The sequence below is a fragment of the Pseudoalteromonas sp. SWN166 genome (assembly GCF_015864485.1).
Taxonomy (GTDB): Bacteria; Pseudomonadota; Gammaproteobacteria; order Enterobacterales; family Alteromonadaceae; genus Pseudoalteromonas.
On the sequence record NZ_JADYXB010000001.1, the window covers coordinates 57,245 to 69,490 of the forward strand.

The window sequence follows — 12,246 nt, forward strand, 5'->3', positions numbered from 1 at the left end:
CATAATTCATGTAGTTAAAAACATTGGAAGCCAGCTAAATGCTGGCTTTTTGTATTTTACAGCGCTTAGCGTTAAACTATCGTTTTTATTCTCAGAGATATTTTTGTGGTCACCTCATCTCCTTTTAAAGCATCTTTTTTGGGCCCTCGATACTGGTTAACGTGGATTGGCGTTCTATTTTTATATTTAATTTCTTGGTTACCGCAAAAACTACAATTGGCAATGGGTAAACAGCTTGGTCGCTTAGTTCATAAATTTATGAAGCGCCGTCGCCATATTGCAGAAGTAAATATTAAGCTGTGTTTTCCTGATATGAGCGAAGCAGATCAAAAAAAACTTGTGCTCAAAAATATGGAAAACACCGGTATTGCAATGGTTGAGACTGGTATGGCCTGGTGGTGGCCGCAGTGGCGAGCACAAAAAGCATTAGGGTCTTTTAAAGGGCTTGAGCACTTTGAACGCGTACAAGCGTCTGGTAAAGGTATTTTATTGCTTGTCCCTCATATTCTGCATCTTGAAATGGCTAGCCGTATTATGGGCTTAGAGTGTCAGGGTGTTGGCTTTTATCGCCCTCATAACAACCCACTAATGGAATACTTTACGACTAATGGGCGCCTTCGCTCTAACGAATATTTAATCGGTCGAAAAGATGTAAAAGGTTTACTGAAAGCATTAAAAAATAAAAAGGTATGTTATTACTTACCCGATCAAGATTACGGTCGTAACCGCTGTGAATTTGTCCCATTTTACGCAGTACCTGACGCTGCAACTACAACGGGTACTCTTATGTTTGCAGGCAGTAAAAACTGCGAAACAATGAGTTTAATAACTCGCCGTGATGAAAATGGTAAATATCACTTAGAAATACTGCCAGAGCTTGAAAACTTCCCCAGTGGTGATAATAAGGCTGATGTAACACGTGTAAATCAACGCATGGAACAATCTGTTAATGCCGCACCCGAACAATATATGTGGCTACACCGTCGTTTTAAAACTCGACCTGATAAAAATACCCCTTCTTTTTATAAAAAGTAATGGTATAACAATAATAGGAACAAATAAGGTGGGTAATAATCATGTGGTTTTGGATTAGGCATTTATCATTTGCAGCTGTACTAATAGCACTCGCCGTATACTTTTTGTTGAGTGATGGTTCTTTATTTGATATTAAAAAATCTAAAAATGCAGCTGCCGAAGGATTATCACGTTTTTACTCCTCTATTCGTAACCAAGTAAAAAGTAATAAAGAACGAGATCAATTTGTTTTAAAACTTAAAACACCAGAACAGACCTTAGATAGAGTATTAGCGGAACGTGCGCGAACAGTTGATCCAATGCCGACCACTTGGACTGGAGAAGTTGAACCTAGACGCTTTGAAAATGGCACAACACTTAAAGACGTACTTTATCAATATGCTAAAAATGAAGGTATTGAGCTTTACTGGTATTTAAGTAAAGACTACGTAGTTAAAGATCATTTTAGAGTAGACAGCAACTTTACTTCAGCACTTTATCAAATTGGTCGTGCTATAAATGACGACTTTGAGCATGAGGTTTACACTTACTTTTGCCACAAACAAAGAGCAGCGGTTATTACAGAGTTACCATCAGAATTTGTGCGAACAAACTGTTTAAAGCTAAAGATTTAAGGGTTTACACGTACAAAAAACCCAAGCAAGCGCTTGGGTTTTACAATTCAATTCAATTCAATTCAATTCAATTCAATTCAATTCAAAAATACTATGCCAGATATTTGTTACGTTAGTAATATCTTGTAAAAACGTTTCTCGCGAGATCAATTTGCCCTTTTGATCCAAGCTCAACACGTGATAACACGAGCGATAACCAATATACGCTTTGATCAATTGCTGTTTTTGCTCTTTAGTAATACAGCCTATATTTGCTGCATCCGTTAATATTCTTACGTTATCTGAATAAACGGTAAGTTGCTCAAATTCATTAGCGTGTTTAAGCACTAAGTATTGCGTAATAAACTCAATATCAGCCATACCACCAACATCTTGTTTTAAATCAAATTGCTCAGTATTTCCTTTCGCTAGATGGTCGCGCATTTTTTCGCGCATTTTTATCACATCAGCTTTTAATACGGCATCGTCGCGTTTTTGGCAAAGAATATTTTTACGGATTTGTGAAAAACGATCTATCAGATCGTCTTGGCCCAAAATTAACCGAGCCCGCACAAGTGCTTGATGTTCCCACGTCCATGCTTGAGTTTGCTGATAGTGATTAAAGCTCTCTAAATTGATAGCAAGTAAACCTGATGCACCTTCAGGGCGTAATCGCGTATCGAGCTCATACAAAATACCTGAAGCAGTACGAGTATTAAACAAATGCATTAAGCGCTGAGCGAGCTTTAAATAAAACTGCCGAGAATCTATCGGTTTTTCACCATTTGTTTGGCTTGGGCCATCATGATTGTGTACAAATACTAAGTCTAAATCTGAGTCGTACCCTACTTCTAAGCCACCTGTTTTACCATATGCAATAACAGCAAAGCCTTTGTTTTCGTCATCAGTGCCAGGGGGCATGCCAAAACGCTTAACAGTGTTATGCCATGCAATATTAACAGCTTGGTCAACTATCGCCTCAGCGAGTACTGTTAAGTGATCGCTTACTTTCATTACATCAAGAACCCCAGTTGCATCTGCAGCTGCAATTCGTAATTGATGCGTTTGCTTAAATTGCCTAAGCGACTCCATTTGCAGTTCTAAATCGTCATGCTCTATTCGTAAAAAATACTGTCTTATTTCATCTTTATAAGCAGTTAATGGTGTCGGTTTATAAAGAACCGCCGGATCTATTAGCTCATCAAGCAATATAGGGTAGCGAGAAATGTGCTCGCCTATCCATTTGCTATGACAACACAGTAAAACGAGTTGCTTTAATGCACCTTGGTTTTCGTATAGCAATTCTAAATAAGCAGTACGTGAAATTATCTTATTAAAAATTTGGCAAACCATTGTAAAAGCAGCTGCGCTGGCATTAAAGTCATTTAACTGACTTAATAAAACAGGCATTAATTTATCAAGAGTTTCACGCCCTCGGTTACCTATATTTACCTTAGAAAGCCTTAATTTAAAATCGTTAAGGGGTGTTTGCCATTCATCTCTAGCTTCTTTTAAAAAGCTCACATCGCCATGATCCCAAGCACTAATAAATGCGCCTTCACAGGTATCAAGTGGCGCAGTTTCCTCGCCAATAACGAGTGCAAACTCACCGTTAACTTGCTTCATCACCTTTTCAATAGTGCTTAAAGTGGCATCAAAATCGGCTTGTTCTAATAATAAATTTAAACGCTGTTGATTTAATTCATCATCGGGAAGTGTTTGCGTTTGCTGATCGTCAAATATTTGTAAGTACTGCTCTACTTTTCGTAAATAAAGATAATTGCGCTTAAGTTCGCTTGCTTCTTGCTCATCAATAACTTGGTTGAGTGCCAACTCATTTAATGCTTTAAGTAGTGATTGAGTTTGTAAATTAGCCTCTCGCCCACCTCGTACCATTTGCAGGGCTTGCACTATAAACTCAACTTCACGTATGCCACCTGCACCGAGTTTTATATTATTAGTTAAGCGCTTTCGGCGCACTTCTTGTGCAATCATTAGCTTCATTTTACGCAAGGATTCTATTACCGAAAAATCAATATACCGGCGATAAACAAACGGCTTTAAAAGCTTAATAAATTCATCCCAATATTTATTAGGCGTGCCAATTAAGCGCCCTTTTAACATTGCGTAGCGCTCCCAATCGCGACCTTGCTCTTGGTAGTAATCTTCAATAGCGTTAAAGCTCATAACCAAAGGACCACTTTCGCCAAACGGGCGCAAGCGCATATCAACTCTAAATACTTGTCCGTCACCGGTGGCTTGGTTAAGTGATGCAATGAGCTTTTGTGCAACTTTGGTATAAAATACTTGGGCCTCAAGGCTTCTGCGGCCACCTTGAGTTTTTATACTGCGCGGATATGCAAAAATAAGATCAATATCAGAGGAGTAATTTAGCTCTTGTCCGCCAAGTTTCCCCATCCCTAAAACCATTAATGGCATTGCTTGGTTTTGCTCATCAAGCGGCTCACCATTTACTTTTGCCACCTGTGCATGCGCCCATTGGTTAGCACTATTTATTAGCATGTCAGCCAGTTGGCTTATGTAATTAATACTATCGGCAATGGGATTGTTACAGCATAAATCTAAAAAGGCGACTTTGAGCCAGTACTTTTCACGATATTGGCGAAGTACTTTATGGCACTGTACTTCATCAATGTCAGCTAAGTTAAGGTTTTTAAAAGGAGAATCTATTACTCTATTTTGTATTTCGTCTTTGCATAATAGCCAAGTATTTAAATCAGGTTGTGATTCTAAACTGCGCCAAGCAAAGTCGCTTAATGCTAATAACCTTACAACTTCACTTTGTTTACTTTGCTGCAGGTATAACTGTTCAAAGCGCATCAAGCCAAGTTTTTGTAATTGAATAGGAAGTTGCTTTACGTTACTCATCAATCCTCTCTTTTATATCATCAATAACCGTACTAGAATGATTAAAACCTAGAAAGGTTAACTTAATTAGGATCACCATGTCATATTTGTCTTTATCTAACACTAGTTTTATTGCGATTGCCATTAGTTTTGCGGTTATTTGCATAACTATTTTTTGTTTACGAGTTGTCACTCAAATCAAAGCAAAACAAGCGCTTAAAGATGAGCTAGCACAACACGACAACTTTGCCATGGGTATTAGTTTTGCATCTGAAATATCAGTTGTTATAGCCACTATGGCTTTCTTATTTGACGAAATAAGCATAAGTACCGCACAGTCAAACCCGTTAAAAGTGTTAATTATTATTATTCTTTTATTCACTTTTATAAAAGTGGGTCATTTAATTCACAGAAAATGGATACTTCACAGGTTTAACGAAGAAGCTGCCATACTAAAACAAAATGTATGTGCTGCATTGGTAGATTCAGGCATGTTAATCGCTAACTGTATTATCGCACTTGGCTTGTACACGTGGACGCACACCCAAGGATTCAGCAACTTACTTATTGCTTGTGTTAGCTTTTTTACGCTTCAGGGAATGTTTGCACTGGATAGTAAAATACGAGAACACCGTTTTGCAAAAGCAAATCAAGGAGCTTCGCTACAAAGTAACTTTAACCTAGAGAATACATCTATTGGTATAAGGTATGCTGGCAAATCAATCGGTTTAGCATTGGCTGTGTATGCTGGTTTATCTAGCGCAGCATTTCAAAACGGTAAAATGGTAGAAAACATATTTACACTCGTTATGCATTGCGGTGTAATGTGGATACTGCTTTACAGCTTAACGTATGTGATAAAAGTTATCTCTTTACCAAATATTGATACGGCTCTTGAAATAGACCATCAAGATAATATTGGGGTAGCATGTATAGAGTTTGCTGTTTTTTGTGCTATAGGCTATTTACTTATTAGTATGTTTTCTCTTTAGGCCTTTACTAAAAGTGCAACGATTAAATCGTTTGCATTTAAGTATTAAGGTAATTACTTTGCTTAGATGCAACGAGGCCCTATGCCACTTGAAGCCACGAACTATTTGCTAATCGACATAGATAACGAATTTAGCCGAGCATTTGCCGAATACTATATAAATAATAATGGCAAAACAAAAGCGAGTACGCTTATTGCAGCAGGCAGTAATACCCGTCAGTTAGTAAAAATGATGTTTGATGAGCTTATTAAAGACTATAGTTATTGCGACCTTGAAAACGAAATTAGCGTATCTGAACTCATTAACTATTTAAAAGAGCATCATAATTTACATGGTGTACTTTTTAATAATGCCGATTACTTACTCGCAAGTGATAAGCAGCGCTTTATTTATAACTCGTTACATGAAGATCGCTTTTTAATAAACCTTGATGATACAGGCTATACACTAAGCCGGGTTACTGACGAAACATTAACCGAACCTTCGCAAAATCACCACGATATAGCGCACACACCACAAGATTTAATAGATCTCGCCGAGCAACTTAATAAAAATAAATAATTGCGCACAGCTGCCAGCTTACTTACCATAGCAGTATATATTTTTACGCTAAGTAGTAAGTGACGCCCTATGCGAGTTCCTCATATTTATCAAACATCGAGTATTGCCCTAAACACCCCTGTAGCTTTAGATGACGATGCTGCTGGCCATATTGGCAGAGTGCTGCGCATGAAAGTAGGCGAGCATGTATCTATTTTTAATGGCGAAGGCGGCGAATACCTTAGTGAAATAATTGAGGTAACAAAAAAAACAGTCGTCGTAATGCCATTGGAGCTTAATCCTCACGATGTAGAATCCCCGCTTAAAATTCATTTGGGTCAGTGTGTTTCGCGTGGCGACAAAATGGATTTTACAATTCAAAAGTCGGTTGAACTGGGTATTACCGAAATCACCCCACTTTTTAGTCAGCGCTGTGGTGTAAAACTAATGGGCGATCGCCTTGAGAAAAAACACCAACAATGGCAAAAAATAGCAATTGCAGCGGCAGAGCAATCTGGGCGTAATTTTGTGCCAATTATTCATCCTCCTGTAGATTTAAAGCAGTGGCTTGCACAACAAACCAATGAAATTAAGCTCACGCTTCACCCTCGTGCTGAGCACAGTATTAAAACCATTACCGTACCTAAAGATGGCGTACGCTTTTTAGTCGGGCCTGAAGGCGGCTTTACCGACGATGAAATGGTACTAACTAAACAACTAGAATTTGTAGATATTCGCTTAGGTCCGCGCGTTTTACGAACAGAAACGGCTGCTTTAACGGTCTTAAGTGCATTACAACTTCAATTTGGCGATTTAGCTAATTGAAATAACTAAAAGCACCCTCATATAAACAGTAACATTTATAGTAAGGCACAGCGCATGGCAATTAAGTTAGGTATTATTTCAGATCCTATTAGTGGATTTAACATCAAAAAAGACACCGGTTTTGCAATGATGATGCAAGCGCAAGAACGCGGCTACGAAATTTATTATATGGAGATGGATGATTTATCTCTTCGTAAAGGTAAGTCGTACGCTACAGCGTCTAAAGCGCAAGTGTTTAATAATGCAGAAAAATGGTACGAGCTTGAAGAAAAAGCCACTATAGCCCTTGCCGACCTTGATGTAATTTTAATGCGTAAAGATCCTCCTTTTGATACTGAATACATTTACGCAACGTATATTTTAGAGCGTGCAGAACAAGAAGGTACGTTAATAATTAACAAGCCACAAAGCCTTCGCGATGCTAACGAAAAGCTATTTACAGCATGGTTTAGCGAGCATACGCCTGATACTTTGGTTACACGCAGCCAAAAACAAATTCGTGAGTTTTTAGCCGAGCATAAAGACATTATTTTAAAACCCCTTGATGGCATGGGTGGCGCATCTATTTTTCGCCTTAGAGAAGACGATGCCAACATTGGTGTAATTTGTGAAACGCTAACCGAGCACGGCAGCCGCTTTGCTATGGTGCAAAATTACATCCCAGAGATCAAACAAGGCGACAAGCGCGTATTGGTTATTGATGGCGAAGTGATACCGTATTGTTTAGCGCGAATTCCACAAAATGGTGAAACACGCGGTAATTTAGCTGTTGGCGGTAAAGGCGAAGCACGTCCGCTTAGCGAATCAGATTTAAAAATAGCGCAAGCGGTTGCACCAACGCTTAAAGAAAAAGGCTTAATATTTGTAGGTTTAGATATTATTGGCGATAAATTAACTGAAATTAACGTAACTGCACCAACGTGCGTGCGCGAAATTGAAGCTGCTTATGATATTTCTATTACAGGTATTTTGTTTGATGCCATTGAGCGTAAATTAGGTAAGTAATTACCACAGTAATACGCCCATTAATCTGAGGCCTGTTTATCTTTCGAGGTTAAACTTGCAGCAGTGTGTTTGGTTTTTAGACTAGGCAGAGTCTATGTAGTGTGGTTTTCCCCATAAATAGGCGATAACGCAGTATAAATGCCAAACACGCGCTGCCCTTGGGTTCGTCCTAGGGGGGATTTACTCTTTGTTGCTCGGTTTTTACTTAGCCCACTAAGTTACAAACCTCGCGCCGCAATTAAATCGCCCCTAGATAGAACAAATTTTAATCCTGAAAGGTCAACAGGCCTAAGTATTTCATACACTTAATGGGCTTTTTATGTCTATTTAAATAACTATGCCATACTCAAAGTTCATTAACTAAAAAGGGTGAAATCTATGCAATCATTAGAAAATCATTTTTTAATCGCGATGCCGTCGATGCAAGACCCTTTTTTTAAACGTGCTGTTACCTATATTTGTGAGCACAACGAAGATGGGGCTATGGGTTTGGTAATAAACCAACCTATTGATGTTACTGTTGGCGAACTTTTAGATAAAATAGAAATCGATAACGACAAAACTCAAAACGCAGCAAAAGTAAGTGTGTTTGCTGGCGGGCCCGTTAAAACGGACCGTGGCTTTGTACTGCACTCTCCTCAATCGGGTTATTCAGCAAGTCAAAAACTTAGTAGTGACATTATGATCACTACCTCAAAAGACGTTTTAGCAAACTTAACCACTGCACAAGCACCTGATCAATTTATTATTACACTGGGTTATTCAGGGTGGGAGCAAGGCCAACTCGAACAAGAGTTACTTGATAACAGCTGGTTGATCATAGAAGCCGATCCGAAGATCATTTTTGATACCCCCGTTGAAAAGCGATGGGAAAAAGCAGTTTCAATGTTGGGCTTCGATATTAGCCAACTCAGCCTTGAAGCGGGTCACGCATAATACTCACTTAACTCTTAGCAAACTTAAACAAGATACACATGACAAAAAAATCGCTTAAGCCGCAAGGCGAACGCACTGTAATGGGCTTTGACTTTGGCACCAAAAGTATTGGTATTGCTATTGGGCAAGAACTAACTGGCAGTGCATCTAGCCTCAAGGCTGTAAAAGCACAAGATGGTATTCCTAATTGGGAGCATATTGCTGTACAAGTCGCCGAGTGGCAACCTGACTTAATGGTTGTTGGCTTACCACTAAATATGGATGGAACCTCACAAGAGGTTACCTTTAAAGCTAAAAAGTTTGCCAACAGATTACATAATCATTATGGCATTCCAGTGCAAACACAAGACGAGCGTTTAACGACCGCGGATGCTAAAGCGCGACTTTTTGAAAGTGGTGGCTATAAAAACTTAGGCAAAGGTAACGTAGATAATATGTCTGCGGTTATTATTTTAGAAAGTTTTTTTGAGTCTAGTTACGGTGAATAATAAGGCCGTATAAAATATAAAAGCGCCAACTTGGCGCTTTTATATTTTTCATTTAGCATTTAGTAGTTACTGTCTTTTCCATCTAAACCATCTATCGTTACACCTTGTAAAAAGCCTGCGCCTTGTTGTTCGTTATTACGCAGTTTAATCATTAAGCGTAAATCATTTGGCGAATCAGCATGGTGCAGTGCATCAGCGTAATTGATTCGTTGTTGCCTATACAACTCAAATAACGCTTGGTCAAAGGTTTGCATGCCCATTTCTTTCGATTTAGCCATTGCCTCTTTAATACCACCAATATCACCGTTTTTAATCAGTTCAGCAACCATTGGTGAGTTAAGCAATATTTCAATAGCTGCAACTCGGCTTTCGCCATCAGCAGTCGGTACTAATTGCTGAGCAACAATGGCACGTAAGTTAAGTGCTAAATCGTACTTAAGCTTATCGTGTTTTTCTTTTGGTACTAGGTGCATGATACGGTCTATTGCTTGGTTGGCATTATTTGCATGCAGTGTAGCAACACACAAATGGCCTGTTTCGGCAAAGCTTAGTGCATATTCCATAGTTTCTTGAGAGCGAATTTCACCAATCAAAATTACATCGGGAGCTTGGCGCAATGAGCTTTTAAGTGCTGACTCAAAGCTTTCGGTATCAAGCCCTACTTCGCGCTGAGTAATTATACTTTTACGATGCTCATGAACAAATTCAATCGGATCTTCAATCGTCAGTATATGACCACGTTGATGTCGGTTTCTGTAGCCAATAAGCGCAGCTAGTGAAGTTGATTTACCAGTACCAGTACCACCAACAAACAATACAAGACCACGCTTAGACATAATTACGTCGGTAAGAATAGAGGGGAGCCCGAGTTCACTCACATCAGGTATTTGCGTCACAATGCGGCGTATAACCATGCCTGCTCTATCGCGCTGCCAAAAGGCAGAAATACGAAAACGCCCTTCGTCAGTGGCAATCGCAAAGTTACATTCTTTTGTTGCATGAAATTCTGCTTTTTGCTTTTCGCTCATTGCAGATTCTACTAACTCAAGCGATTGCTCATCTGTAAGCCTATCGTCACTGAGGGCTGTTAGCTCGCCGTTTATTTTTGCACTTACAGGTAGCTGACTCGATACAAATAAGTCAGATCCTTTTTTCTCAATCATGATGAGTAAAAAGTCGTTTAAAGATAAAGCCATAATAATTTCTTACCCACCAAATTGTGTTTTGTCTTGTGCTTTTTCTTTCGCTGCGGCAGTAGTGATGATCCCGCGATTAACTAAATTAGTTAAGCACTGATCCATTGTTTGCATGCCTACAGACGCGCCGGTTTGAATAGATGAATACATTTGTGCAATCTTATCTTCACGTATTAAGTTACGAATAGCGGGTACTGCAATCATAATTTCGTGTGCGGCAACTCGCCCGCCTCCTACTTTCTTAAGTAAAGTTTGCGAAATAACAGCACGTAAAGATTCAGATAACATTGAACGCACCATTGATTTTTCTTCACCTGGGAATACATCAATAATACGGTCAATGGTTTTTGGTGCAGAAGTAGTATGCAGCGTACCAAATACTAAATGACCGGTTTCGGCTGCGGTCATTGCAAGACGAATTGTTTCTAAATCACGTAACTCACCTACGAGTATTACATCTGGATCTTCACGCAGTGCACTACGAAGCGCATTTGAGAAGCTATGAGTATCGCGATGTACTTCTCGTTGGTTAATAAGGCTTAATTTATTATCGTGAACAAACTCGATTGGATCTTCGATGGTGAGAATATGGTGATGTTTATTTTGATTTATGTAATCAACCATAGCGGCAAGTGTTGTTGATTTACCTGAGCCTGTAGGCCCTGTCACTAATACGAGTCCACGTGGGGTATCAGAGATTGTTTTAAAAATATCTGGCGCACCTAAATCATCAAGTGTTAACACTTCACTTGGTATGGTACGAAATACAGCAGCTGGCCCGCGATTAGAGTTGAACGCATTCACACGAAAACGTGCTAAATTAGGTACTTCAAACGAAAAATCCACTTCGAGATTTTGTTCATAGTCCTTGCGTTGATTATCGTTCATAATATCGTAAACCAGACTGTTTACGTCTTTGTCTTCTAGTGCTGGTATATTAATGCGGCGAACATCACCGTCTACGCGTATCATAGGTGAAACACCCGACGATAAATGTAAATCGGATGCTTTGTGTTGCACACTAAACGCTAATAATTCGGTAATATCCATTTATGACTCCACAACTAACTGATAAATATATGGTTACAATAGCAGAACGACTCACATCCGCCTACGCTAGAATTGCAGACGCGGCAAAAAACGCACAGCGAAACACTAACGAAGTCACTCTACTGGCAGTGTCTAAAACTAAACCAAGCGAAGATGTTATAGCAGCTTATGAGCATGGCCAGCGCGAATTTGGTGAATCTTATGTTCAAGAGGCTATAGATAAAATAACTCAACTGCAGTCATATAGCGACATCATTTGGCATTTCATTGGCCCTATTCAATCAAATAAAAGTGCCTTAGTGGCTGCCAACTTTGACTGGGTACAAAGTATTGATCGCATAAAAATAGCGAAGCGATTAGATTCACAGCGCCCAGACGATAAACCGCCTCTTAATATACTTATTCAAGTAAATATAAGCGAAGAAGACGTCAAATCGGGTTGTAGTGTTGAGCAAATTTCTGAACTTGCTGAGTTTATTAACCAATGTGAGCACTTAACACTTCGCGGTTTAATGGCTATTCCCGCAAAAAGCGACGATCCGTTAGCTCAAACTCAATCTTTTGAGCAATTACAAACTTGCTTTGATAAACTAAAGACCCAATATCCTCAAGTAGATACTTTGTCGATGGGTATGAGCGGTGATGTTGAAGCTGCCATTAGTGCAGGCTCAACCATGGTAAGAGTCGGCACAGACATTTTTGGAACACGAACTTAAAA

At 39.3% G+C, this 12,246-nt stretch carries 12 protein-coding genes; 9 read left to right on the forward strand and 3 right to left on the reverse strand.

Features of this window, described 5'->3' with window-relative positions; translation table 11 throughout:
- Positions 1-105: 105 nt before the first annotated feature.
- Positions 106-1,035 carry an LpxL/LpxP family Kdo(2)-lipid IV(A) lauroyl/palmitoleoyl acyltransferase gene (gene lpxL / locus I6F49_RS00295; RefSeq protein WP_197177951.1) on the forward strand — a complete coding sequence of 310 codons (930 nt, stop codon included), beginning with the start codon at positions 106-108 and terminating at the stop codon, positions 1,033-1,035.
- Between the two features lie 41 nt (positions 1,036-1,076).
- Positions 1,077-1,649 carry a toxin co-regulated pilus biosynthesis Q family protein gene (locus tag I6F49_RS00300; protein WP_024592837.1) on the forward strand — a complete coding sequence of 191 codons (573 nt, stop codon included), beginning with the start codon at positions 1,077-1,079 and terminating at the stop codon, positions 1,647-1,649.
- A gap of 72 nt (positions 1,650-1,721) precedes the next feature.
- Here the strand turns inward: I6F49_RS00300 and glnE are convergent, their stop codons facing one another.
- Positions 1,722-4,517 carry a bifunctional [glutamate--ammonia ligase]-adenylyl-L-tyrosine phosphorylase/[glutamate--ammonia-ligase] adenylyltransferase gene (glnE, locus tag I6F49_RS00305; RefSeq protein WP_197177952.1) on the reverse strand — a complete coding sequence of 932 codons (2,796 nt, stop codon included), beginning with the start codon at positions 4,515-4,517 and terminating at the stop codon, positions 1,722-1,724.
- 77 nt (positions 4,518-4,594) lie between these two features.
- Here glnE and I6F49_RS00310 point away from each other — a divergent pair, with 77 nt between their 5' ends.
- From I6F49_RS00310 to ruvX, 6 genes are all read left to right on the forward strand, one after another.
- Positions 4,595-5,488, forward strand: coding sequence for a DUF350 domain-containing protein (locus I6F49_RS00310; protein WP_007585393.1), 894 nt, complete (start codon positions 4,595-4,597; stop codon positions 5,486-5,488).
- A gap of 66 nt (positions 5,489-5,554) precedes the next feature.
- Positions 5,555-6,049 (forward strand): hypothetical protein, encoded by a 495-nt coding sequence (locus I6F49_RS00315; RefSeq protein WP_197177953.1) that lies wholly within the window; start codon positions 5,555-5,557, stop codon positions 6,047-6,049.
- 69 nt (positions 6,050-6,118) lie between these two features.
- The gene (rsmE, locus tag I6F49_RS00320; RefSeq protein WP_197177954.1) at positions 6,119-6,853 is read left to right on the forward strand and encodes a 16S rRNA (uracil(1498)-N(3))-methyltransferase; all 735 of its coding nucleotides are present in this window, start codon (positions 6,119-6,121) and stop codon (positions 6,851-6,853) included.
- A gap of 54 nt (positions 6,854-6,907) precedes the next feature.
- Positions 6,908-7,858 carry a glutathione synthase gene (gene gshB / locus I6F49_RS00325; RefSeq protein WP_166419713.1) on the forward strand — a complete coding sequence of 317 codons (951 nt, stop codon included), beginning with the start codon at positions 6,908-6,910 and terminating at the stop codon, positions 7,856-7,858.
- A gap of 378 nt (positions 7,859-8,236) precedes the next feature.
- Positions 8,237-8,794, forward strand: a complete 558-nt coding sequence (locus I6F49_RS00330) for a YqgE/AlgH family protein (RefSeq protein ID WP_197177955.1) — start codon at positions 8,237-8,239, stop codon at positions 8,792-8,794.
- Between the two features lie 38 nt (positions 8,795-8,832).
- Positions 8,833-9,282: a Holliday junction resolvase RuvX gene (gene ruvX / locus I6F49_RS00335; protein ID WP_197177956.1), complete on the forward strand. Its 450-nt coding sequence runs from the start codon at positions 8,833-8,835 to the stop codon at positions 9,280-9,282.
- 59 nt (positions 9,283-9,341) lie between these two features.
- On the opposite strand, the gene I6F49_RS00340 is transcribed toward ruvX, so the two are convergent.
- A complete protein-coding gene (locus I6F49_RS00340) occupies positions 9,342-10,478 on the reverse strand; it encodes a PilT/PilU family type 4a pilus ATPase (RefSeq protein ID WP_197177957.1) in 1,137 nt (378 codons plus the stop codon).
- A 9-nt stretch (positions 10,479-10,487) separates the two neighbouring features.
- Positions 10,488-11,528 (reverse strand): type IV pilus twitching motility protein PilT, encoded by a 1,041-nt coding sequence (locus I6F49_RS00345; RefSeq protein ID WP_197177958.1) that lies wholly within the window; start codon positions 11,526-11,528, stop codon positions 10,488-10,490.
- A 2-nt stretch (positions 11,529-11,530) separates the two neighbouring features.
- Between I6F49_RS00345 and I6F49_RS00350 the strand changes: the two genes are divergently transcribed.
- Positions 11,531-12,244, forward strand: coding sequence for a YggS family pyridoxal phosphate-dependent enzyme (locus I6F49_RS00350; protein WP_197177959.1), 714 nt, complete (start codon positions 11,531-11,533; stop codon positions 12,242-12,244).
- Positions 12,245-12,246 lie beyond the last annotated feature (2 nt).